Annotated in this window: 20 protein-coding genes; 5 read left to right on the forward strand and 15 right to left on the reverse strand. The window is 62.1% G+C overall.

Annotation, left to right across the window (positions count from 1 at the left end; genetic code table 11):
* Position 1: 1 nt before the first annotated feature.
* The 4 genes from AB7F49_RS01070 to AB7F49_RS01085 all read right to left on the reverse strand — a co-directional run bounded on the left by AB7F49_RS01070 (position 2) and on the right by AB7F49_RS01085 (position 4,730).
* Positions 2–1,015 carry a branched-chain amino acid ABC transporter permease gene (locus AB7F49_RS01070; protein WP_428519390.1) on the reverse strand — a complete coding sequence of 338 codons (1,014 nt, stop codon included), beginning with the start codon at positions 1,013–1,015 and terminating at the stop codon, positions 2–4.
* 170 nt (positions 1,016–1,185) lie between these two features.
* Positions 1,186–2,022, reverse strand: a complete 837-nt coding sequence (locus tag AB7F49_RS01075) for a helix-turn-helix transcriptional regulator (protein ID WP_428519392.1) — start codon at positions 2,020–2,022, stop codon at positions 1,186–1,188.
* Positions 2,023–2,153: 131 nt separating this feature from the next.
* Entirely contained in the window at positions 2,154–3,287 is a 1,134-nt protein-coding gene (locus AB7F49_RS01080; protein WP_428519394.1) for an iron-containing alcohol dehydrogenase, read from the reverse strand.
* Positions 3,288–3,488: 201 nt separating this feature from the next.
* Positions 3,489–4,730: an ABC transporter substrate-binding protein gene (locus AB7F49_RS01085; RefSeq protein ID WP_428519396.1), complete on the reverse strand. Its 1,242-nt coding sequence runs from the start codon at positions 4,728–4,730 to the stop codon at positions 3,489–3,491.
* A 343-nt stretch (positions 4,731–5,073) separates the two neighbouring features.
* Here AB7F49_RS01085 and AB7F49_RS01090 point away from each other — a divergent pair, with 343 nt between their 5' ends.
* Both AB7F49_RS01090 and AB7F49_RS01095 read left to right on the forward strand, forming a co-directional pair.
* Positions 5,074–5,256 (forward strand): hypothetical protein, encoded by a 183-nt coding sequence (locus tag AB7F49_RS01090; protein WP_428519398.1) that lies wholly within the window; start codon positions 5,074–5,076, stop codon positions 5,254–5,256.
* A 182-nt stretch (positions 5,257–5,438) separates the two neighbouring features.
* Positions 5,439–6,662 carry a D-alanyl-D-alanine carboxypeptidase/D-alanyl-D-alanine-endopeptidase gene (locus AB7F49_RS01095; RefSeq protein ID WP_428519400.1) on the forward strand — a complete coding sequence of 408 codons (1,224 nt, stop codon included), beginning with the start codon at positions 5,439–5,441 and terminating at the stop codon, positions 6,660–6,662.
* Between the two features lie 133 nt (positions 6,663–6,795).
* Here AB7F49_RS01095 and AB7F49_RS01100 read toward each other — a convergent pair whose 3' ends face one another.
* Positions 6,796–8,043, reverse strand: coding sequence for an acyl-CoA dehydrogenase family protein (locus AB7F49_RS01100; RefSeq protein ID WP_428519402.1), 1,248 nt, complete (start codon positions 8,041–8,043; stop codon positions 6,796–6,798).
* Positions 8,044–8,504: 461 nt separating this feature from the next.
* Between AB7F49_RS01100 and AB7F49_RS01105 the strand changes: the two genes are divergently transcribed.
* Positions 8,505–8,969 carry a MaoC/PaaZ C-terminal domain-containing protein gene (locus tag AB7F49_RS01105; protein WP_428519404.1) on the forward strand — a complete coding sequence of 155 codons (465 nt, stop codon included), beginning with the start codon at positions 8,505–8,507 and terminating at the stop codon, positions 8,967–8,969.
* A gap of 65 nt (positions 8,970–9,034) precedes the next feature.
* On the opposite strand, the gene AB7F49_RS01110 is transcribed toward AB7F49_RS01105, so the two are convergent.
* The 7 genes from AB7F49_RS01110 to AB7F49_RS01140 form a co-directional block, all read right to left on the reverse strand.
* Complete coding sequence (locus tag AB7F49_RS01110) at positions 9,035–10,057, reverse strand: LLM class flavin-dependent oxidoreductase (protein WP_428519406.1); 1,023 nt, start codon at positions 10,055–10,057, stop codon at positions 9,035–9,037.
* A gap of 179 nt (positions 10,058–10,236) precedes the next feature.
* Positions 10,237–11,001 (reverse strand): SDR family NAD(P)-dependent oxidoreductase, encoded by a 765-nt coding sequence (locus AB7F49_RS01115; RefSeq protein ID WP_428519408.1) that lies wholly within the window; start codon positions 10,999–11,001, stop codon positions 10,237–10,239.
* 12 nt (positions 11,002–11,013) lie between these two features.
* Positions 11,014–11,766: an ABC transporter ATP-binding protein gene (locus tag AB7F49_RS01120; RefSeq protein ID WP_428519410.1), complete on the reverse strand. Its 753-nt coding sequence runs from the start codon at positions 11,764–11,766 to the stop codon at positions 11,014–11,016.
* The gene (locus AB7F49_RS01125; RefSeq protein ID WP_428519412.1) at positions 11,753–12,499 is read right to left on the reverse strand and encodes an ABC transporter ATP-binding protein; all 747 of its coding nucleotides are present in this window, start codon (positions 12,497–12,499) and stop codon (positions 11,753–11,755) included. The genes AB7F49_RS01120 and AB7F49_RS01125 overlap by 14 nt, the downstream gene beginning before the upstream one ends.
* Complete coding sequence (locus AB7F49_RS01130) at positions 12,496–13,428, reverse strand: branched-chain amino acid ABC transporter permease (protein ID WP_428519414.1); 933 nt, start codon at positions 13,426–13,428, stop codon at positions 12,496–12,498. Before AB7F49_RS01130 ends, AB7F49_RS01125 begins: the two co-directional genes overlap by 4 nt.
* A 3-nt stretch (positions 13,429–13,431) precedes the next feature.
* Entirely contained in the window at positions 13,432–14,292 is an 861-nt protein-coding gene (locus AB7F49_RS01135) for a branched-chain amino acid ABC transporter permease (protein ID WP_428519416.1), read from the reverse strand.
* A gap of 75 nt (positions 14,293–14,367) precedes the next feature.
* Entirely contained in the window at positions 14,368–15,612 is a 1,245-nt protein-coding gene (locus AB7F49_RS01140) for an ABC transporter substrate-binding protein (protein ID WP_428519418.1), read from the reverse strand.
* 187 nt (positions 15,613–15,799) lie between these two features.
* Here AB7F49_RS01140 and AB7F49_RS01145 point away from each other — a divergent pair, with 187 nt between their 5' ends.
* Entirely contained in the window at positions 15,800–16,498 is a 699-nt protein-coding gene (locus tag AB7F49_RS01145) for a GntR family transcriptional regulator (protein WP_428519420.1), read from the forward strand.
* A 16-nt stretch (positions 16,499–16,514) separates the two neighbouring features.
* The gene (locus tag AB7F49_RS01150) at positions 16,515–18,860 is read left to right on the forward strand and encodes a xanthine dehydrogenase family protein molybdopterin-binding subunit (protein ID WP_428519422.1); all 2,346 of its coding nucleotides are present in this window, start codon (positions 16,515–16,517) and stop codon (positions 18,858–18,860) included.
* A 133-nt stretch (positions 18,861–18,993) separates the two neighbouring features.
* Here AB7F49_RS01150 and AB7F49_RS01155 read toward each other — a convergent pair whose 3' ends face one another.
* The 3 genes from AB7F49_RS01155 to AB7F49_RS01165 form a co-directional block, all read right to left on the reverse strand.
* Entirely contained in the window at positions 18,994–19,629 is a 636-nt protein-coding gene (locus AB7F49_RS01155) for a histidine phosphatase family protein (RefSeq protein ID WP_428519424.1), read from the reverse strand.
* A gap of 119 nt (positions 19,630–19,748) precedes the next feature.
* The gene (locus AB7F49_RS01160; protein WP_428519426.1) at positions 19,749–20,735 is read right to left on the reverse strand and encodes a Bug family tripartite tricarboxylate transporter substrate binding protein; all 987 of its coding nucleotides are present in this window, start codon (positions 20,733–20,735) and stop codon (positions 19,749–19,751) included.
* Positions 20,732–22,348 (reverse strand): FAD-dependent oxidoreductase, encoded by a 1,617-nt coding sequence (locus tag AB7F49_RS01165; RefSeq protein ID WP_428519428.1) that lies wholly within the window; start codon positions 22,346–22,348, stop codon positions 20,732–20,734. Before AB7F49_RS01165 ends, AB7F49_RS01160 begins: the two co-directional genes overlap by 4 nt.
* Between the last annotated feature and the right edge of the window lie 93 nt (positions 22,349–22,441).

The raw sequence follows: 22,441 nt of genomic DNA on the forward strand, positions 1-22,441 counted from the left end.
GTCAGCGCCTGCTGCCAAGCAGGCCCTGCGGCCGGAAGGCCAGCACGAAGGCCATGATCAGGAAGGTGAAGACCACCGAATAGGTCGGCGCATAGACCGATCCGAGTTGCTCGGCGAGGCCGATGATGAGAGCGCCAAGCGCGGCGCCAAGGATCGAGCCCATGCCGCCGACGATCACGACCACCAGTGAGGCGAGCAGGAAGCGCACATCCTCGCCGGGGGAGATCGACTGGAACGTGCCGCCGACGATTCCCGCAACACCGGCTAGCCCGGCTCCGAATGCGAAGACCGCGATGAAGACATACTGGATCCGTACACCGGACGCCGCCAGTATGTCGCGATCGTCGACACCCGCACGAATGAGCATTCCGATGCGCGTGCGGTTGAGCGCCACCCACATCAGTATTCCCAGCGCGATGGCCGCGACCAGAATGGCGATCCGTACGAGCGGGTAGGTGAGATACACGAACTCACCGTTACTGCGCATTCCGGCGACAATCGGAAGCGTGGTCGGGCCACTGAGCCACCGCGGCGTCTGGATCTGATAAGATTGGCCGCCCCATATCCAGAGCATGATGTCGGCGAGCACCACCGACAGACCGATGGTGACCAGGGTCTGCCGCAGATCCTGGCCTTCCATCCGGCGGAAGACGATGTATTGCAGGATGATGCCCATCAGCGCCACCGCGATGAACACCACGATGAAAGCCAGCAGCCATTGCCCGGTCGCTTCCGCGAACTCGTAGCCGATATAGCCGCCGACAAGATAAAGCGAGCCATGCGCGAGGTTGACGTTCTTCATCAGCCCGAAGATGAGCGTGAAGCCGCTGGCGACCAGAAAATACAGAGCGCCCAGCGTGATGCCGTTAAAGACCGCATTGAGGAAGATGCGCTTTCTGCCGAGCACCTGCTCAACGCCCGGCGACCACGGCGCAATGATCGCCCAGAGCAGGGCAGCCACGGCCACGGCCACGGCCACGGTCCAGCCCGGATGGCGCTGAACGAAGCTGCTCATTCGGCACTCCCGGCGCGATCAACCCATCCGATGCGGCGTGGTGGCGCCCTGCAACGCAGCCGCAACAGCCCGCAGCGGAAATCGGCCGGCTGAGGACTTCGCAGCCTAGCTACCCGGCTGCGCGCGCGCATACCCGACAGTCTGTTGCCGTAGCGAAATGGCTCAATAAGTCAGCTTGGAGCCGCAATCCGGACGACGCGCCGATAGTCGCTGGGCGCGATCCCGACATTCGCGATGAAGAATCGGGTGAAGCTGGCCTGAGATGAAAACCCGAGATCGAGCCCGATCTCAGTGACGTGATCGAAGCTCGTCGTCAGACGCGCGATCGCCGCCTCCATCCGCAGCGTGTTTAGATAGATGTTGGGCGTGATGCCAACCTGCTGACGAAACAGCTTGTAGAAATGTGGTCGCGACAGGCCCGCATCGCGTGCGATCTTGTCGAGTGCTACCTCGTCCTGAACGCGCTGCTGCATCAGACGGATCGAATTGCGCACACGGAAGTCTCGTACCATCGGTACGCGCGTAACCGAGGGGATGCCATCGTCGATCCACTGCCAGCTCTGGTCAAAGCATTGCTGAGTCAGTTCGTACAGATAACCGGCAATATAGTTTTCGTCGACGTCGTCGAGCATGCAAGCCGTCACGCGCCATACCAGATTGCCGATCGGCTCGGTAACTTCGATCGCGCCGCGTCCGAAGCGGAGCGAGGAGCTGGCCCGCCTGCTGGCCTCAAGAAACCAGGCCGGCTTGATGTAGAGCACCAGTGAGACCGATGGGTGTCGCGGTTCTTCGCACTGATAGTTATGGAGCTGCCATGGGCTGATCGCGGCAGCGTAGGATGGTGAGAGCGGGACCAACGCATCATCGATGCGGACAGAGGCAGGCGGCCCTTCCACATGGAAGATCAGGTGTCCCTCACGATGGGCATGAAGTGCCATCGAACGGTCGAGCTTGTACAAAGCAACCCGACCGAACGCGCCGTGATGCACAGCGAGTGCGGTACTCATGATCCTCCCTTCCGCACTCTTCTAATTTTTCCGAAGTCTAGCTGAGCCAAATTTATGCGCAAGCGGCACAGGGTCGCTTCTGTTGGTCGAGTCTCGCTGCAATGCGGCATCGGATCGGCACGATTTGACGATCAGAGCGCAGCCGTCATCATGTTGAGATAGTCGGACGCGGTGGCCCGTCGCGGATTGGTGCGGTTTGCATAATCGCAAGCCGCGTAGTCAGCCGCCTGTGAGAGAGCGCCGGAATTCAGTCCGATCTCCCCGAGCGTGGCCGGCAAACCAAGGCGCTCCCGCAGGCGGAACACGGCCTCGGGCAGGTTCATCCGTCGCGGCGCATTCATTCCGTTGCGCAGTTCATCGTAGCGATGAGCCACGGCAGGCGCGTTGAATTCGAGGACATGCGGCAGCAGAATGCCATTCACCGCGCCATGGTCGAGTTGGTAGCCATTTAATCCGCCAAGCGCATAGCTCATGGCGTGCACGCCGCCGAGCCCCTTCTGCTGCGCAAGCGCGCCATTGAGCGCCGCTGCCATCATCTCGCGGCGCGCATTGATGTCGATTCCGTTGGAGACAGCGCGTTCGAGATTGGCAGCGGCCCTTCTGACTCCGTCCAGCGCAATGCCGTCCGCCGGCGGGTTGTAACTGGTGGTGATGAATGTCTCGATGCAGTGGGTCAGTGCGTCCATGCCCGAGCACGCTGTTTCCGCGGGCGACAGGGACAATGTCAGGGTCGGATCGCAGATCGCCACCCGGGGGACCAGGAGCGGGCTTACGAGCGTCATTTTGGGACCGCTGCTCATGACGATGGCGGCGGTTCCGCTGGCCTCCGAACCCGCGCCGGCGGCGATGGGTATCGCGATAATCGGCGGCAGCGCATTGCGGATGCGCGTTAATCCACCTTCTATACCGGCGTATTGGCGCAGCGGACCTTCGTGCGTGAGCTGAACCGCGGCTGCCTTTGCGAGCTCGATGGCCGTGGCGCTGCCGATGCCGATCAGGCCGTCGGCTTCGACTGCGCGGTAGAGCTCGGTCAATTCGGTGCATTCCGGCTCGGTCGCATCGGAGTCCGAGCAGATGAATAGTGTTGCCGGGCAGCGCTTCGGAACGGCGGCGTGCAAGCGTCCGGCCTGCGCGGATTGCATCGTGCACCGGTCGGCGATCAGAAGTGGCCGACATATGCCGAGCAGTTCCATCTCAACGTCGAGAGCATCCTCCAGGACGTGGTCGGCGAAGTGGATCTTGGTCACATAAGTGATCAGAGACATCGCTGAATGCCCGTCCGGCGGGGACTTATTCAATGTACGTGCGGCCTGCCAAGCGGCCGGGCTCCGCGCAGGAGCCCCGGCCGCCAAGCCAGCAGCGAAGTCGATCCTTTCGTGCGGGTTGTCGGCCCGCACCGGGATTTCCGAAGTTCCGCTCACGGCGCGTGGCGACGTCTCGCGAACCCCGGAGCGAGGACGCGCGCGTTACTTGCAGGCCGGCGTATTGCGTCCCGGAAGTCCGATGGCCTTGAACTGGTCGGGCGTCATGCCAAGTGTCTGGGTGACGTCGTCAACCTTGCCCACGAACTTGTTGTAGAGTTCTCCTTTGTTGTTTTCGGACACCTCGGTGATGAAGGTCGGACCGATGGCCTGCCGGTTCTGATCGAGCTTGATACGCCCGTTCGGTGCATCGAGAACGACCTCGGAGAGCGCCTTGCGGAAGGCGACCTGATTGTCGTCGAGATTGCCCTTGACCGCATCGAGCGCCTTGATGACCGCATTCGTCGCATTATAGTAGTTGGTGGCATAGAGCGACGGAGACGGGAAACGCTCGCTGGCGGGATAGGCATCCCGGTAGCGCTTCACGAAGGCCTGCCAGTTCGGATCGTTCCAGTCGTCGGCCTGTGAGCCGGACATCGGCGTGCCCACCAGCATTTCCTTGGCGCGTCCCTTGGCGGCCAGAACGCTCTGGTCGGCGAGGATCGAGCCGCCGATGAACTTGGCCTTGCCGCCGGCCTGCTGATACTGGTTCAGGAAGTTCAGCGCGTCGGTGGCGCCCAGGCCGAGATAGATCGCGTCGACGTCGTCCGGCAAAGCTGCAATCACGGAGCCGAAATCCGAGTTGCCGAGCGGTGTCCAGTGACGCGCGACGATCTGACCGCCGGCATTGCAGAAATCGAGCGCAAAGCCGAGGAAGTTGGTGTAGCCGAACGAATAATCGGCTGCCACGGTGGCGATCTTCTTCCAGCCTTTCTTGTCGACCACGTATTTGCCGAGGCCGTAGCCCCATTGCGAGCCATCGGTGTTGAAACGGAAGAAATTCGGCGCCGGCGTCACCCAGGTGGTTTCGAGCGCGGCCGAGGTACCGTTGACGATGGTCTTGTTGGGAACGGTCTTGGCATAGTCGCGCAGTGCGATGCCTTCGGAGCCGGAGAGCGGGCCGATGATGATGTCGACCTGATCCTGCTCGATCAGCTTGCGCGCCTGACGCACCGCGGTATCGGGCGTTGCGTCGCTCGGTCCCAGTACCCATTCGATCTTCTTGCCTGCAACCTGGTTCTTGTGTTCGGCAAGTGCCATCTTGAACAGCCGGATCACGTCGTTCCCCGGAACGGTGAACACGCCTTCCTGAGTCACCAGCAGGCCGATCTTGATCGTATCCTTGGCCAGCGCGCCCGATGTCATGATTGCGAGCGCCGCCAGCATGCCCGTCAAAATGCGAAGCATCGTGAAGCTCCTCCCTCTTGAGCCCGTTGTCGCCGCTTGCGATCCTGCCTTCGGTGCCCGGGCTTCATCACCGCTCAAATGCATGCGAGGTGGAACGTTAGCGAAGGATCGAAGGCGGCTGATCACCGGTTGTGCGTGATTATATCTCTGGGTCTGATTTTATGGCTGTTGCGAACGAGACAAATCAGACATCCGTCACGGACGTCGCAAGGTTCTGCCGGATCAATACTATTTCGATGATCGGCCGTTCGAGGCGTCCTTCGCCGACGGTCTCGACTGTATCGCCGATCATCCCCTCCCGGGGCTCGACGCGGATGCCTATGGCGCGGCCGCGATGCGAGGAATGCTGACACTCGTCGATGGCGCCTGCGCCGATCTACCTGGGCCGCGAACCGACGATGACGAAATCAATGCGACGGCCCGCGACGATATTGCACGCTGGATTGTCGCGCTGACCGACTGGCGGCTCGCCAACGATCGACGCCGCGCAGGCCGCCGAAGAACGCGCGCTGGGGCCGCGGGGTGAAACCGCGTAGATCCGATCGAAAGCGGTTGGACCGCCGTTTACGATCTCATGACGGTTTCTGTATACGTCTGTGCGAACGATGGGAGCCTTAGGCTGTCCGGTCCGATCGATTGATTGTTCACTGCGTGCAAAAAGGCGAAAATCCGGCATTCCGGCCGTCCTGACCGCTGAGCGATACGACCATGTCCGAAGCTCGTAACCCCCATGTGCGCCCCGGAGTCTCGATGTGGGTTCGCTCGATCCTCCTCGTCTTGTTGCTGCTGCCCGTCTCGGCACGGGCTGACGTCAAGCAGACGATCGCGCGGCTGGCTCCGGCGGGCCTGGTGCTCGTGACGGATGCCAGGGGCAACGAACTGATAGCTCAGAACGTTGATGAGCCCTTCGTCCCGGCTTCGGTCGCCAAGGTCGTGACGGCATGGCTGGCGATGGAGGTTCTCGGCGGCGACTATCGCTTCGAGACGGGCTTTTTCCTCGACCACAACCGGGTGCTGTATGTGCGTGGCGGCGGCGATCCCTTCCTGATTTCCGAAGAACTGGCACCGCTTGCCAGGAAACTGGTCGCGATCATCGGGACAAAGCCGATCAGCGGCATCGTGCTGGACGCGAGCTATTACCCGTCGGACCTCCGAATCCCGGGCATCGAAGATAACGACGAAGCCTATAATGCGCTGAATTCCGCGCTGGCGGTCAACTTCAACACGGTCAACGCTGTGCGCAAGGGCAACAATGTGCGCTCCGCCGAGAAACAGACCCCGATGACGCCTCTCGCGATATCCCAATTCCGCGAGCGGGGTCCGAACGGACGCGGGCGCATCAGTCTGAGCCAGGACCCCGCGGTGAGCCTGCAATATGCCGGCGAGTTGATCGCCGCTTTCATCAAGCGGGCCGGCGGCAGCGTGACGGGCGGGATATCGACCGGAACCGTCCCCGCCGGCCTGAAGCCAATATACGTTCACCGGCAGTCCCGTCCCCTATCGAAAATTCTCGTCGAACTGCTCCGCGCCTCGAACAATTACATTGCCAACCAGGTATTCCTGGAAGTCGGCGCCAAACGCCTGGGCGGTCCGGTCAGTCTCGACAAGTCGCTCAAGGTCCTGAACGAGATGCTCGCCGCACAGGGCCTTGCGGCGGATATCCATCTGGAAGAAGGCTCGGGCATCAGCCGCAACAACCGATTTGGCGCTCGCGGCCTTGCCAAATTGCTCGCGCTTTTTGCTCCCCATGCCGGTCTGCTCCGCGGCCAGGATGGCGGCATGAGCAAGACCGGTACCATGGACGGAGTCCGTACGCTCGCAGGCTATGTCGATACCAGGCACCACGGTCGGGTGCGTGTGGTGATTTCGCTCGCAAGCAACGATGGCCAGATGCGCTTCCGGCTGCTCCGCGCAATCGAGGCCGGTCTGTAGTCAAGCGGACAGGCGCAACGCCGGATGACGGACAGACGCGCGCCGGCAGGCGCGCCATATCCCGGTCGGGTGTTCGTAGCGCCATCGCAATGGCGCACGATGGACCCATGCGAGCGCGCGCCTGTCCCGGTGGTCACATCGTCGGGCTTGAATAGGCACCGCCGAGTGCATGACTTCCGTAGGCCGAGCCGGCAATATCGAAGTTGAAGGAGAAATGCTGGCTGATCGCGAGCACGTCGCGCAGATATCGCTGCAGTGGATCGTGCGTGTAGATCCCCTGCGCCCCGTAGCAGGACCACAGCGTCTCGACCGCCTCGCGCGCCTGCCCGACAGCAAAGGCGGATTGCGCGCGGAAGCGAAGCCTGGTTTCCAGGTCGGGCGGCTCATCGCGCGCCGCGGCGTCGTGGAATTCAATCGACGACCGGCGCAGGAAGGCGCGGGCGGAGTCGATCAGGCACCGCGCGCGCGCCACCTTGATCTGCACGGCCTGGAAATCCGCGACCCTGGCGCCGGTATAGGTCCCCGCACGCCTGCTCATCGCGCCCACGAAGGTGTCGTAGGCACCCTCGGCGGCACCGAGAGCGGCCGGCGCCAGCGGGTGGCTCGAAGCGGCGACCAGCGGAATTCCGTAGAGCGGGCCGCGATTGAGTGCGCCGCCCGGATGCGCATAGCCGCCGCGGGTCAGCTGCAGCGCCAGCGCACGGCGCTCCGGCACGAACAGATCGGTGACCGCAACATCCTTGCTGCCGGTGCCCGCCATGCCCATCGCGTACCAGGTGTCGATGATCTGGTAGTCTGATTTCGGCACGAGGCACAGCCGCCAATCGACCGCCGTCTTGTCGTCGTCGCCGAACACCGACACGGCGAGCATGTTCCAGTCGGAATTGTCGACCACTGACGAGAACGGCCAGCGGCCGTTGACCAGAAATCCGCCATCGACCTTGCGCGCGCGTCCGGCGGCGAGCGCGATCGATGAAGCGATCAGCGCATCCGGATTGGCGTCCCAGACTTCGTGCTGGGTTTCCGGCTCGTAATAGCCCAGCATCCAGTGGTGACAGGCCATGTTGCCGACACTCCACGCGGTCGATGGGCAGCCGCGTGCAAGCTCGGCCGGAATGTCGACGACCGCGACGAAGTCGAGCTCCATGCCACCGAAGTTCTTTGGCTGATGAAACCGGAACAGCCCGCTTTCATGCAGGAGTTGCTCGTTTTCCCGGGTCAACCGGCGGGCGCCCTCGGACGCCGGCGCGCGCTCTCGCAGAACAGGTACGATCTCTCGCGCCCGCCGCATCGCCTCGTTGTATCCAATCGCGGAAAAGTCGCGTCGCACCGATTGCGGCAGCGTTCCGGCGGTGCCGGACGGCTCGTCCGATCCGGTCATGATGCCACCCGCCCGCCGACCAGACTTCTGAGACGCGGTGAAAGGAATGTGCGGATGGTCATCATGATCCCCAGGGGGCGTCCGGTATGGCGGAATGCCTTGAGAATTGCCGGATGCTGTTCGTGTGAAAAGATACGCCGTTCTGCCTCTCCGGGAAAACCAATGCTTTCGCCGCGTAGATTGTCCCGGCCGGGATCGCTGGCCGGATCAAGCGGTATCCGTACCCCGGAGACTTCTCCGCCGTCGCAATATCGGCATTGACAGCATTCCCCTCTGACGCGATCATCAATAACAGCACAATAGGGCGATAACCGCACAAGCGCACAGACGCAATGCGTGCTGACAAGCGCAAAAAGGGAAGGCAACGCCCGGAGTTTGCTGCCTCGCTGCGCGTGAAGGCAAGCGACGAAGCCCGGGGCCCGACCTGGCCGGTCGTCTGACAGCAGCGGCGGAGACCCTTGGTGTTCTTTCATGACCTCGTCATCGGCGCGGAGTTTGTCGGTCCGGGACGCACCTTGACAGACATGGATCTGTCGATCGCCTGCATGTGCAGCGGCGACTGGCACCCGATTCACGCGGACGAAGTCTTTGCAAAGAGCCGTGGACTGCGGGGCCGGCTGTTCCACGGCTCGTTCGGAATTCTCATCGCGACGGGACTTGCGACGACCCTGCCGCGATTCAGCGACGAGGTGATTGGTGCCACCGGAATTCGGGAATGGGCCTATCGCCTGCCGCTGTTCGTCGGCGATACGGTCCATGTCAGGGCCGTCATTCTGAGCAAACGCATGACGTCCGACGGCCGGCGCGCGATTGTCGAAAGATCGCTCACGCTGATCAATGATCGGTCTGCGATTGTTCAGGAGGGGGTTGCCGGAACCATGGTGGGGCTGGTTGCATCGAAAGTCGTCCCGCCTGATCGCGCGTGAAGCACCGACAAAAGGCAACCGGATTTGGTGAGAAGCGCGATATCCAACGCGGACAGACCGCGCGGTCAGCGCCAGCCCAGCGCAGGGGCGACGTGGGTGAGGATGGCTTCGATCACGTGGGCGTTGTAATCGACGCCGAGCTGATTGGGTACCGTTAGCAGCAGCGTATCGGCTGCTGCGATCGCTTCGTCCTTCATGAGCTCCTGTACGAGGATGTCCGGCTCCGCGGCATAGCTGCGACCGAAGATGGCGCGCGTCTTCTCATCAATATAGCCGATATTGTCCTCGTTCTGGTTGCCACGACCGAAATATGCGCGGTCGCGATCGTCTATTAGCGCGAAGATGCTTCGGCTGACCGATACGCGCGGCTCGCGAGTGTGGCCGGCCGACTTCCAGGCGTCACGAAAGGCTCGAATCTGCTCCGCCTGCTGAATATGGAACGGCAGCCCGCTCTCGTCGTTCTTGAGCGTCGAACTCTGAAGGTTCATTCCGAGTGTGGCGGCCCAGACCGCGGTGGCGTTGGACGCGGCGCCCCACCAGATGCGATCACGCAGGCCCTCCGAATGGGGTTCGATCCGTAGCTGGCCTGGAGGGTTCGGGAACATCGGGCGAGGGTTGGGCTGCGCGAATCCCTGACCGCGCAGCACTTCGAGCAGAACCTCCGCGTGCCGTCGTCCCATGTCGGAGTCCGTCTGGCCCTCGGCTGGCTCGTAACCGAAATAGCGCCATCCATCGATGACTTGCTCGGGCGATCCACGACTGATGCCAAGCTGCAGTCGCCCGCCTGCGATGATGTCGGCAGCGCCGGCGTCTTCAGCCATGTAGAGCGGGTTCTCGTACCGCATGTCGATGACCGCGGTCCCGATCTCGATGCGGCGGGTCCGTGCGCCGACCGCGGCCAGAAGCGGAAACGGGGAGGCAAGCTGGCGGGCGAAGTGATGTACCCGGAAATAAGCCCCGTCTGCGCCCAGCTCTTCGGCCGCGACGGCGAGGTCGATCGATTGCAGGAGGGCGTCGGACGCAGACCGGGTCTGCGACTGAGGCGAAGGTGTCCAATGTCCGAATGAAAGGAAGCCGATCTTCTTCACAACAGGCTCGTATCGATCGATGCAGGATGCTCTGCAGCGTAGCATCCAACCCTAATGGCTGACCTCGTGCCTGCCCCGATGATCGCTACCCTGTTTCGGAGAAAAAGTACGCCGAATTTTCTCGCCTGGAAGCGGACCTTCCTGATTTGCATACCGAGCACCGGCCGCGCAAGGCCGGCTCATCCCATCGAAGAATAGCCGCCGTCGATGACGAGAGATGCGCCATTGACGAAGCCGGAGGCGCTGCTGGCGAGAAAGACAGCCGCCCCTGCAAAGTCCCCGGGACTTCCCCAGCGTCCGGCAGGGGTACGCGCGAGGACGCGCTCGTTCAGGCCCGCAACCTGCTCCCGCGCCGTGCGCGTGAACGGCGTATCGATCCAGCCGGGCAATATGGCGTTCGATTGAATGTTGTCCTTCGCCCAGGCCGTGGCCAGGCCTTTGGTCATCTGGACGATGCCGCCCTTGCTTGCGCCATAGGCGACGGCAAAAGCCGCACCGAAAATCGACATCATCGATCCGATATTGATGATCTTTCCGCCGCCGGCCCGGCACATATGAGGGTATGCCGCCTGCGCGCAGTAGAAAGCCGATGACAGATTGACGTCGATGACCTGCCGCCATTCTGCCGTCGAATAGTCCTGCGGCTGCTTGCGAATTGCGATGCCGGCATTGTTGACCAGAATATCGACTCGGCCGGCACGTTCGGCAGACTGTGCGACCAATCTGGTGCAATCGGTCTCTTGCGCGATATCGGCCTCGATCGAAAAAGCCTGAGCGCCGCTTTCTCGGAGTGCCTTCACCGCTGCCGCGTTCGCATCCGCGCGGCGCCCGGCTATGATCAGCGTGGCCCCCGCCGCTGCGAGACCTTCCGCAATCCCAAATCCGATCCCGGAATTTCCACCGGTGACGATGGCGACACGTCCGGTCAGGTTGAACAGTTTCATGCGTCCAGTCCGTTAATGCGCGGCGGCCACGCCGACATGGCTGTCGAGAATCTCGGCATTGCGCGACAGCTCTTCCGCGGTTCCATGAAAGACGAACCGTCCCGAAGAGATGACGTAGATGCTGTCGGCAACCGAAAGCGCGAGCGCGAGATTTTGTTCGACCAGAAGGATCGCATGGCCATGGTTGCGAAGGTTGCGCATGATTTCCTCGATCTTTTGCACGAGCTTCGGCGCCAGGCCTTCGGAAGGTTCGTCCATCAGTATCAGAGAGGGGTTTGCCATCAATGCGCGGCCGATCGCCAGCATTTGCTGCTCGCCGCCGCTGAGCGCGTTGCCGGTATTGTCCATGCGCTCGGCAAGTTGCGGAAACTCGGCGAGGATACTTGCGAGGTCCCACCGCTTTCGGTCGGGATTGCCGGATTTGCGGCGGCCGGCGAGTGCGCTGGTCGGCAGCATCAGGTTTTCGCGCACCGTCAAGGACTGAAAGATGCGACGGCCCTGCGGCACGATAGCCATGCCGGATTGTGCGATCTCATAGGGCGGCTTGCCGATGAGCGAATGGCCCTCGAAAAGGATGTCGCCGCGGCGCGGCGGTGTCAGACCTGCGATCGAACGGATCAGCGTGGTCTTTCCCATGCCGTTTCTGCCGAGAATGACGACGATGCGTCCCTGCGACAGTTCCAGGCTCAGGCCGTGCAGCACGTAACTGTCGCCGTAATAGGTATGGATATCGCGGATAGCGAGAAGGTGGTCAGACCCGGCCAAAGTAGACCTCCCGCACCTGCTCGTCCTTCTGTACCTCACCGGGCGTCCCGTCGAGAATCACGCGGCCGCGGTGCAGGACCGTGACGCGGTCTGCCAGCGCCAGCGCGATATCGATGTCGTGCTCGATCATGAGCAGGGTGATGTCCCGCGGCAGCGCCGAAATGATGCGCGAGAAGCCTTGCCGTTCGCTGGGTGACAGTCCCGCGCACGGCTCGTCGAGCAGAAGCACCTTCGGATCGGAATTCAGCGCCAGCGCAAGCTCGAGCTGGCGCCGTTCGCCGTAGGAGAGAAACTTGACCAGCTCGTCGGCCCGCGGCGCCAGCCCGATATTCTGAAGGCTTCGCTCCACACGATCGCCGATGTCCGCAAACGATCCCGCCGGCCGGGTCATCACCCATTTACGGCGGTCATTGCCGAACGCGGCAAGCTGCAGGTTTTCGCGAACGGAGAGGTCGGTGCAGATGTTGGATATCTGGAACGTCCGGCCCATGCCGAGCGCGGTGCGCCGGTTTTCGGCGACGTTCGAGATATCCTTGTCGAACAGGAGAACCCGCCCCGATGTCGGCCGATGCGTGCCGGAAATGCAATGAAACAGCGTGGTCTTGCCGGCGCCGTTCGGGCCAATCAGGACGCGGCGCTCGCCGGGCGCAATCGACAGCGAGACGTCCACGACCGCGTGCAGACCGCCGAACGACTTGGACAGGCTTTCGGTCTGGATTGCGGAAGCGCTCATGCGCCTTCTCCGCGGTCGCCCGACTTCCAGCGCGTGATCAGCCCCATGATGCCTTTGGGAGCCCAGAGCACCGTCGCGATGAACACGACGCCAAGGATGCCGTGATAGAAATGGAAATAGCCGCTGACCCAGTTGCGCAGCAGAAGAATGATACCAGCGCCGATCATCGGCCCGAGAATGGTGCCGGAGCCGCCGATAATGGCCATCAAGACCGCCTCGACCGACACCGGAAACGAGGCGGCAGCCGGGTTGATGAAACGGTTGTAATACACGTAGAGCACGCCCGCGATGCTCGCGAGCAGGCCCGAGAGCACGAAGGCGACATAGAGATGACGGCTGACATCGAAGCCGAGACTGCGCACGCGCGGCTCGCTGGACTTGATGCCGCGCATCGCCAGCCCGAATGGCGAGGCGATGAGAATGCTGTAGGCCCAGACACAGAGCAGCACCACGAAAAGCACGAGGTAGTAATACTGGAACGAGTTGGAGATCGCCCATCCGCCGACGGCGGGATAGGGCACGTTGGTCACGCCATTGTCGCCGCCGGTGAACGAGGCCCAGCGATAGGCCACGCCCCAGACGATGTAGCCGAAGGCGAGCGTGATCAAAATGAAGTAGACGCCGCGGGTGCGCACCGAGAAGGCGAAGATCGTTGAGAGCAGGGTACCGGCGAGAATGCCGGCCGGCGCCGCGAGAATGGTCGGCACGCCATGCCGCACCTGCAGAATTGCGGTCGCGTAGGCCGCGACTGCAAAGAATGAGGCATGGCAAAGCGAGAACAGACCGGCGTTGCCAAGCAGCAGGTCCGCCGACAGCGCCAGCAAGCCGAAGATCATGATCTGGGTCATCAGCCCGACCCAGAATTCGCCGACGAACAGCGGTGCGAGGGCTGCGGCGGCGATGATCGCAAGGGCTACGGCGAAGCGCATCGCTCAATGCTCCCTGCCGAAGATGCCGGTGACGCGGAACAGCAGGAGCACGGCCATCGGGCCGAACAGCACGAAATAGGAGAATTCCGGCAGCAGCCAGCGTCCATAGGCGTCGAGCAATCCGACGATGATGCTGCCGAGAATGGCGCCTTCAAGGCTGCCAAGTCCCCCGATGATGACGACGACAAGAGCGAACACCAGAATGTCCCATTCCGCGCCGGGATTGAGTGTCAGGAACGCGCCGCCGACGACGCCGGCGACACCGGCGAGGAAGGAGCCGAGCGCGGAGACGAGCACGAACAGCAGATCGATGTTGATGCCGGTCGCGGTGACCATTTCGCGATCATCGACGCCCGCTCGCACCACCGCGCCGATCTGCGTCTTGTGATAGAGCAGCCAGAGCGACAGCGCGGCGGCCATGCCGAGTACGATGAGGGCGAAGCGGAACTTTGGATAGTAAAGGTCGCCTGGCAGAACAACTGAACCTCGCAGATAGCTTGGCAGCGGTATCTTCAGGCTGTCGCCGCCCCAGATGGCAAGGCACACTTCGCCAATCACGAAGGCCACTCCGACGGTGAGCAGCACCTGCGCGAGATGATTGTTGCCGGTCGCCCGAATGAGAAAACGGTCAACCAGAAAGCCGACAACCACGATGGCTAGCCCGCCGCCAATAACGGCGAGTTCGAAGCTGCCGCCGGCGCGGACAATGGACAGCCCGATATAGCCGCCGAGCAGGTAATACGCGCCGTACGCCATATTGACGACGCGCATCAGGCCGAATGTCAGCGTGAATCCGCTGGCGAGCAGAAACAGCAGCGCACCGAGAGAAATGCCGTTGATGGCCTGGAGGATCGCGGCTTGCATCGGGTGATGTGGCGGACCGGGGCATGCGGAGGGGAGCGGCGGCGCGGGGCCGCCGCTCGGGTGTTCTGGATCAAATCAGCGCTTGTAGGGACCGCGGGCCAGGAATTCTTCCGGCTTCCAGGTCCAGAATTGCGACACCGCCTCGTAGGTTTTCACCGGAACGGGGATCAGAACCTCGCCGAGCACCGGATGTTTGCGCTTCTCGATTTTCGAGATGTAGACGTTCTGGATCGGGTTGTCGAAAGCGTCCAGCTTGAGCGGTCCGCGCGGGGCCTTCACTTCGACCGTGCGCATCGCCTTCAGGAAGGCGTCCTTGTCTTCGACATTGCCCTTGATCGCATCGATCGCGGTCTTGGTCCACAAGCCGGCGGTGTAGGCTGACTCCGAGAACCATGAGGGCAGCCGCTTGTAGGCCTTTGCATAAGCGTCGACGAACGCCTTGTTTTCGGGGGTGTCGATTCCGGCGGCATAATGCAGGGAATTTGCCACCAGGCCGACGGCGCGGTCATCGACTTGCGAGAGCATGTCTTCCTGCAACCAGTAGCCGCCGATGATCTTCATCTTCTTGTCCATTCCGAAGTTGAACCAGTCTTCGAACAGACGGATACGGTCGGCGCCCACCACGATGGCAGCCACGCCGTCCGAATTGGACGGTATGGTGCTGATAGTGGTGCCGTAATCCTTGGTGCCGATCGGATTCCAGATCAGCTTGGCCACCTTGCCGCCCAGATCGGTAAAGGTCTTGATCGCGCCCAGCGTGACTTCATGCCCGAACGTGTAGTCCTGACCGATGAAGGTGACGTTGCGGAGCCCGAGTTCCTTGTAAAGATACTCACCGAACGGGTGCCCGATCTGGCTCGACGACACCGCGGTGCGCACCACGGTCGGCGTGCGGTTCCACTTGGTGACGTCATCGGCGCCGGCAGTGTCCATGACCAGAGGAACACCCGTCTCCTTGCTGACCTGCGCTACGGCCGGCCCTTCGTGGCCGCAAAGCGGTCCGACGAGGATATTGACCTTCTCTTGCAGCACCAGCCGCCGGGCCTGGGTCAGTGCCTGATCGGGGTTGCAGGTCGTGTCAGCGGTGACGATCTCGACCTTGCGGCCACCCGCCATCTGGTTGGCCTGATTCCAGAACAGCTTGAAGCCGCTCACCATGTCATTGCCCGGCGAGGCGAGAGGACCGGTAAGCGGTACCAGCAATCCGATCTTGATTGGTCCCTTCTCCTGCGCCTGGGCGGATTGGGGAAGCACGATGCTCGCGCTCAGGGCAGCGAAAAGCGCGAATGCGCTGGCGGTAAGTAGCCTTGTTGTGGACATGACATCCTCCCTCTTGTCGCGCGGCTTTGTTATTGCGCGTTTGACACAGGTCTCGCGACGCCTCCGGAGCAGGGGCCGGGCTGGCGAGGCGAAACGAACTTTTCTCGTGACCCGAAATGTGATCACATATATTCAGTCTCATCGCTCCAACGCCGGAGTCAAGCCCGTTCATCGTCGCGCCCGATCCATGAGCATCGAAGCACCCGATCTTTCCGGTCTCCACGCAGTCGAAAGCGGCACCCTCGGTCAGCGCGTCTACAGCGAATTGCGCGATTTCCTGATGGTTGGCGGTGTCAAGCCGGGCGAAAAGATCACGCTGCGCCAACTGACCAGCGCGTTCGGCACGAGCCTGATGCCGGTTCGGGAGGCGGTCCAGCGGCTGGCGGCGGAGGGCGCGCTTGAAGTGCTGCCAAACCGTGCGATCCGCGTTCCCATTGCGACCAAGGCCGGCGTACGCGAAATTCTCAAGGTGCGGCTGATGCTTGAAGGGTTGGCGGTCGAAGAGGCGGCCGCCCGAATCCAGCCGGAAGCCATTGCGCAACTGGAGGAACTGAACGCAGCGTTCACGCAGGAAATGCGAACGCGCGAGGATTCAGCGCAGCTGTTCCGGGTCAACAAGGAATTCCATTTTACGATCTACCGCGCCGCCCACATGCCGGTGCTGCTCGGAATCATCGAAAATCTATGGCTGCGGATCGGACCGTTCCTGCATTTTTCGCTCGGCGTACGCGGCCGCGAAGCGACGCGCAAATTTGCGCCGGATTCGCACAAGGAGATTATCCGGGCCATGCGCGAGAGTGACGGGGCGCTCGGACGCGCCGCCCTTGAAAGCGACCTCGCGGGCGCTGCCGAATTGATCCTGCAGCTTGGCAATCTGCCCGACTGACAAGACGGACCCAATCATGATCAGAACCTCTGTACGCTTCGGCAGCGACCACGGGGCATTGCGCAGCGAGGATGAACCTTTGCTCACGGGGCGCGGCCAGTTTACGGACGACCTGCATGTCCCGGGGCAGGCCTATGGCGTCTTCGTGCGCGCGACTACGGCTCACGCACGGATTCGCAAGGTGGATGTGACGCGCGCCCGCGCCATGCCGGGTGTCAACGCGGTCTTCACGGGGGCTGACCTTGCCGCTGACGGCCTCGGCGGCATTCCCCCGGTTGCCGGGACGGTGGGGCGTGACGGCAGGCCGATGGTTGCCGCTGCCATGCCGGTGCTCGCGGTCGACCGCATTCGCTTTGTCGGCGAGGCGGTTGCTGTTGTCGTGGCAGAAACCCTCCTTCAGGCACAGGATGCCGCCGAGCAGGTCGTTTTAGACCTGGAGGAGCTTGGTTGTGCCTCCGATATCGAGAGCGCGATGGCGGAGGACGCCGCGCCGCTGCACGACAATGCGCCGGGCAATATCGCGCTTGACTGGCGTGACGGCAACGTTGCCGCGGTCGACGCGGCATTCGCCAGAGCCGTGCATGTCGAGCGCGTGCGGCTCGATGACACGCGGCTTGCCGCGGTTTCGCTCGAGCCACGCGCGGGCATCGGGCTGTGGGACGAAAATACCGGGCGCTACACCCTGATCGCCACAACGCAGGGTGTGGCCGTGGTGCGAAAGCTGCTCGCCGAAGGGGTCTTCAAAGTGCCGCTGTCGGACATCCGCGTTCTGACCTACGACATCGGCGGAGGCTTCGGCATGAAGGCGCAGACCTACCCCGAATATGGCGCGATTCTTTACGCTGCGCGCAAGACCGGCCGGCCGGTGAAATGGTGCAACAGCCGCGTTGAAAGCTTTCTTTCCGACTCTCATGGTCGCGACGGCATACTCGAAGGCGAGATGGCGTTCGACGCCGACGGCAATATCCTCGCATTGCGGGTGTGCAATCGGGTTGGTATCGGTCCTTATACGACGCAATACACCGCGATTTTCGGGACTGCCAATACCAAGAATTGCCTCTCCAGCGTCTATCGGATCCCGGCGATCCAGATCGATGTGAAACTGGTCTTCACCAATGCAGCGCCGCTCGGTCCGTATCGCGGCGCCGGTCGGCCCGAAGCGATCTATGTGATCGAGCGGCTGATCGATGGTGCCGCACGCAAGCTTGGTATCGACCGCGTCGCGCTGCGTCGGCGCAATTTCATTTCGTCGTCTGCCATGCCCTATCAGACCGCGATCGGACCGATCTATGACAGCGGTGAGTTCGAAGCGTCGATGGACAAGGCGCTTGTGATCTCGGACTGGAACGGATTTCCCGAGCGGCGAGCCGAGTCGCGGAAGAAGGGATTGCTGCGCGGAATCGGCATGTGCTGTTTTCTTGAAGTCGCTGGCGGCATCCTGAACGAAAAGGCCGATCTGCGGTTCGAGGCGGACGATAGCGCCGCGATCCGGGTCGGCGTACAGGCGATGGGGCAGGGCCACCTGACGACCTTCCCGCGCGTTATCGCGAAGCGGCTCGGGATCGATATCCGCAAGGTCAAGCTGATCGAGGGCGACAGTGACGAGGTGCCGGACGGCACGCCGTCGGTTGCTTCCCGTTCGCTGATGATGGCCGGGAGCGCGTCGGCAATCGCCTGCGACGGTGCGATCGAGAAGGGACGCCGTGTGGCGTCGCACCTGTTCGAGGTATCCGTGAATGATGTCGAATTCTCCGACGGAACATTCCTGGTGACCGGGACGGACCTGAAAATACCCATTCTCGAATTGGCGCAACGCGCGCGGGAGGCGACCGATCTGCCGGAAGAACTCCGGGGCGGTCTGGATACGGTCGGCGAGTTCACCTCGCCGCAGATGTCGTTTCCGAATGGTTGTCACGTCTGCGAAATCGAGGTCGATCCGGAGACAGGCGTCGTCTCCGTCGTCCGGTACACCGCGGTGGATGATGTAGGAAACATCGTTCATGAGACGGTGGTGGACGGACAGACCCATGGTGGAATCGTGCAGGGTCTGGGCCAGGTGCTGGGTGAACACGTACGCTATGGCGATGACGGACAGCTTCTGAATGCGTCGCTGATGGACTACGCGTTGCCGCGGGCCGCCGAGATGCCGGTGATGGCGACCGCCCATCACAGCGTGCCGTGCACAACGAATCCGCTTGGCGTCAAAGGGGCAGGCGAGTCCGGCGTCGCGGGAGCGCTGCCATCCGCGATGAATGCCGTGGGCGACGCTCTCGCATTGCGCGGGATCGATCACTTCGACTTGCCGGCATCACCGCAGCGCGTCTGGCAAGCCTTGCAGGACGTGGCGTCGCCGGTCGCATGATCGAGGCGCGCTCAGACAAGGCCGGCTGGCGCAATTGCGAAGGACTGTGTCACACGATTTCGCGCCGAAGGGCAGGCGTAATTTGTCGCGTGCTTTGAAGATCGGTTGCGGGCGATGCGAGCGACGGAAGTTGCTACACGTATCGTACTGGAACAGGAGCAGCCTGGTTGAGGTGGCGTACCTCGTTGACCAGGCTAAAGGCCCACCCTGTGTCCGTGACCTCGAAGCGCGAAATGGACGCGTTGTCGCAACGCACCGGCGTGCCCGGCTTGAGCGTTTCGAACAGGCTCATGAGCGGAAAGAAATGCGTGACCAAAACCAGCGGCCGATTTGCGCTGGTAGCCCTGGTTACGTACCGCGAGGTTGCCTCCCACATCCGCGAGCGAACCTGGGCAAGGGTCTCGCCCTGGGGCGGAGAGCGTGCCCACGGGTCGGCTTTCCAACGTTGATAAGCCGCGTCGCTTTCGAGATCAGCCACAAGCGTGCCGGACCATTCACCGAAGTCCAGTTCCTCGAGACCATGGTCTGTTTCGATCGCGCAGTTCAACCGCTTCGCGATGGGGGCGGCAGTCTCGAGCGCCCGGGTAGACGGACTCGATACAAGCAGCACATTGCCCCGCCGAAGCTCTTCAAACGCTTCGAACAGGTACAGTGCCGTCGCGAATGATTGCTGGCGGCCCCGCCCGGACAGCGTGCCGCCGATCCGGGCGCCCTGCAAACAGGCGTTCTGGTTTCCGGTGGATTCGCCGTGCCGAACAAGAAAAGGCATGACGCCCAAGTTTCCCGCGCTGGCTAGGGGGCGCTCCGGAGCATCCGAACGTCTGAGGCTCGACACGTTGTCATGCGCTCAGACGTTCGTGACCCGGGCTACAGGATGAAGCCCTGGGATCATTTGGACGCGGCTTGAATGCCGGTCTTCTTGATCACATCGGCCCATTTGGCGACTTCGGCCTGAAAGTAGCGGTTGAACGCGTCAGGGCTGCTGCCGACCGGTTCGATTCCGAGACCGGACAGGCGTTTGACGACCCCGGGGTCCTGCAGCACTTCCGAAAAACCCGCGCTGATCTTCTTGAGAATCTCAGGAGGCGTGCCTGCCGGGGCAAACAGGCCGTTCCAAAGACTGTGATCGTAGCCCTTGATCCCTGCTTCATTCAGGGTCGGCAGATCAGGAACGGCCGGCGACCGCTTGTTTGAGGAAACCGCGATGCAGCGTATGGTACCGTCCTTCAGGAACGGCAGCGCCGCAGCGATGCCGGGAAAGTCGAGTGCCACCTCTCCGGCCATGACCGCCTGAAGCGCGGGCGGCCCGCCTCGATAGGGAACGTGGGTCATCTTGATCCCCGCCATCTCTGCGAACAGCGCGGTCGCCATGTGATCCGTCTGACCGATCCCGGCGGACGAGTACATGATGTCGCCGGGCTTTTTCTTGGCCATGTCGACGAGGTCCTCGACGGATTTGATCGGCAGTTTCGGATTCACGCAAAGCACATGTGGTGTCATCCCAAGCTGCGTGACGGGGATCAAATCCTTGACTGGATCGTAGTTCAGCTTCTTGTAGAACGACGGCGCGATGGAGATCGAGTTATTGGAGAGCAGCAGCGTATAGCCGTCAGGGTCGGCTTTCGCGACCGCATCGGCAGCGATGTTTCCTGCGGCGCCGGGACGGTTGTCGATGATGACGCCCTGTCCCCATTTCTGACTGAGCCTTTCCGCCAGGATGCGCGCCATGACGTCGGTGCTGGATCCGGCGCTCAAACCGAACACGATCCGCACGGTCCGGTTGGGGTAGGAATCTGCATTCGCGTGAACGGTCAGTGCCGTCCACATGCCGAATGCTGCGACACACAGAAGCCTTCGGTTGGTTGGGGTTCTCATTTCGCCACCTCCATCTCGCGCGCCGGATTGCGTTTGCCGGAATCAGCAGAATCCCAGGGTTTGAGTTTCATGATTTCGCGCCCGACGATCCGTCCGTTCACGAAGCATTCGGTGATGTTGCTGCCCGACATGTAAAGGTGGCCGAACGAGCTTCCCATTTCGCCTGCCGCATACAGACGCGGGATGGGATCTCCGAAATGGTCGACGATTTGCTGCCTGGCGTTGTGGGCTGGGCCCCCCTGCGTATTGGTGACGATGGCGCCGACCGGCGCGCCATAGAACGGCCCCGTCGTGATCGGAGTCATCGTGCCCGCCGGACGGCCATGATCGTCGTCGGAGCCCTTCGCGCATTGCTCGTTCCACCTTGCAATGCTCTGCTTGGCGAGACTGGGGTCGATCCCGAGCTCGGCGGCCAGTTCCTCGATCGTGTCAGCCTTCTTCAGAATTCCGAGTTCGACCTCCTTCAGATTGTCCTCGCTCCAGTCGACCCGAACCCCTTCGTCGTTCGAAGTCGGCCGGCCGAGCGCATACATTTTTCGGCCATTCTCGTCGCAAATCAGGAATGACGGATTGCGCGGATAGGTCTGGGTCGCCGGATCAAAATAATGAAGCGGGCGGTGCGTCGTGTCCTGCGTATAAGGCTGATACTCGTTCATGTAGCGCCGCCCGGTCTGGTCCAGCAGGATCCAAGCCATCTTGACCTTTGCCTGGTCCTCGTGAGTTGGCGTCCAGTCCGGCAAACGCTTCACGCGGATCATGTAGGGATATTTCGGATCCGGATAGGTGAAGCCGTAGCAGCCGTGGAAATGCCACATGTGCCACAGCTTCGCGCCCACGTCCTGCGCCATGCGAATGCCGTCGCCGGTATTGTTCTGGCCGCAGCACGGATTGATGGGCACGCCTTCCCAGAACTGCTCGCGATATTCTCGATTGCCTTCAAATCCTCCGGTGCAGAGAACGACACCGCGCCGCGCCTTGACGCGTTTGATGGCATTGTCCTTGGTGCGGATCGTGACTCCGAGAACCTCCTGCGTGTCCCCCGCGTTGCGCGAGATGAGCCGAAGCGCTTCGGTCTCCAGCATCACCGTCACGTCGCGCAGCTTCAGATTGTCCTCGACAACCTTGAAGGTCACCGGCCCGCCGGGAGCGCCGTGAGCCCAGGGATAGGCTTCGCGCGCATTGAAATTCGGGAGCTCGATGTTGGTGTGATAAAATGACTTGTATCCCTCGAGCGGATAGTTGGCGCCCTTTCCGTAGTCTTCGGTGGTCGTGACCACTGCACCGCTCGCCTTTGCGAGTTCGCGCACGTAGCCTTCCATCTCGCACATGCCATCTGCAAGAGCGCGGACGACATCGTCGGGCGTTCGCCCGGCGTTGGTTTTCTTGAGGTATTGAAAGGCCAGATCGCGATCGTTGGCGCACCGCAATGCTCCGTAGGAGCAGATGGATATGCCACCCGGTACCGATGATTTTTCGATCAGCAATACCTTGGCGCCGTTGTCGGCCGCGACCAGTGCTGAAATGCCGCCAGCGTAGCCGTAGCCGACGACGACGACATCGTATTCGAGATCGAACTTCTCGCTGGTTCGAGGCGGCTTGGACGTTCTAGACATTCGTTCCTCCGTGTTGATGGTTTCTTTTGCTTGAGGTGCACTTGCATGAGCGCACGCCATATGGTGAAAGCTCGTAGGCCATATGGTCCAGTA

It is taken from the genome of Pseudorhodoplanes sp. (genome assembly GCF_050250235.1).
Lineage (GTDB): Bacteria > Pseudomonadota > Alphaproteobacteria > Rhizobiales > Xanthobacteraceae > Pseudorhodoplanes.

What these genes read in the sequence shown, in the direction of transcription:
- AB7F49_RS01070 (WP_428519390.1), bottom strand. Translation starts at nt 1,015, where the DNA reads ATGAGCAGCTTCGTTCAGCGCCATCCGGGCTGGACCGTGGCCGTGGCC.
- AB7F49_RS01075 (WP_428519392.1), bottom strand. Translation starts at nt 2,022, where the DNA reads ATGAGTACCGCACTCGCTGTGCATCACGGCGCGTTCGGTCGGGTTGCT.
- AB7F49_RS01080 (WP_428519394.1), bottom strand. Translation starts at nt 3,287, where the DNA reads ATGTCTCTGATCACTTATGTGACCAAGATCCACTTCGCCGACCACGTC.
- AB7F49_RS01085 (WP_428519396.1), bottom strand. Translation starts at nt 4,730, where the DNA reads ATGCTTCGCATTTTGACGGGCATGCTGGCGGCGCTCGCAATCATGACA.
- AB7F49_RS01090 (WP_428519398.1), top strand. Translation starts at nt 5,074, where the DNA reads ATGCTGACACTCGTCGATGGCGCCTGCGCCGATCTACCTGGGCCGCGA.
- AB7F49_RS01095 (WP_428519400.1), top strand. Translation starts at nt 5,439, where the DNA reads ATGTCCGAAGCTCGTAACCCCCATGTGCGCCCCGGAGTCTCGATGTGG.
- AB7F49_RS01100 (WP_428519402.1), bottom strand. Translation starts at nt 8,043, where the DNA reads ATGACCGGATCGGACGAGCCGTCCGGCACCGCCGGAACGCTGCCGCAA.
- AB7F49_RS01115 (WP_428519408.1), bottom strand. Translation starts at nt 11,001, where the DNA reads ATGAAACTGTTCAACCTGACCGGACGTGTCGCCATCGTCACCGGTGGA.
- AB7F49_RS01125 (WP_428519412.1), bottom strand. Translation starts at nt 12,499, where the DNA reads ATGAGCGCTTCCGCAATCCAGACCGAAAGCCTGTCCAAGTCGTTCGGC.
- AB7F49_RS01130 (WP_428519414.1), bottom strand. Translation starts at nt 13,428, where the DNA reads ATGCGCTTCGCCGTAGCCCTTGCGATCATCGCCGCCGCAGCCCTCGCA.
- AB7F49_RS01135 (WP_428519416.1), bottom strand. Translation starts at nt 14,292, where the DNA reads ATGCAAGCCGCGATCCTCCAGGCCATCAACGGCATTTCTCTCGGTGCG.
- AB7F49_RS01140 (WP_428519418.1), bottom strand. Translation starts at nt 15,612, where the DNA reads ATGTCCACAACAAGGCTACTTACCGCCAGCGCATTCGCGCTTTTCGCT.
- AB7F49_RS01145 (WP_428519420.1), top strand. Translation starts at nt 15,800, where the DNA reads ATGAGCATCGAAGCACCCGATCTTTCCGGTCTCCACGCAGTCGAAAGC.
- AB7F49_RS01150 (WP_428519422.1), top strand. Translation starts at nt 16,515, where the DNA reads ATGATCAGAACCTCTGTACGCTTCGGCAGCGACCACGGGGCATTGCGC.
- AB7F49_RS01155 (WP_428519424.1), bottom strand. Translation starts at nt 19,629, where the DNA reads ATGCCTTTTCTTGTTCGGCACGGCGAATCCACCGGAAACCAGAACGCC.
- AB7F49_RS01160 (WP_428519426.1), bottom strand. Translation starts at nt 20,735, where the DNA reads ATGAGAACCCCAACCAACCGAAGGCTTCTGTGTGTCGCAGCATTCGGC.
- AB7F49_RS01165 (WP_428519428.1), bottom strand. Translation starts at nt 22,348, where the DNA reads ATGTCTAGAACGTCCAAGCCGCCTCGAACCAGCGAGAAGTTCGATCTC.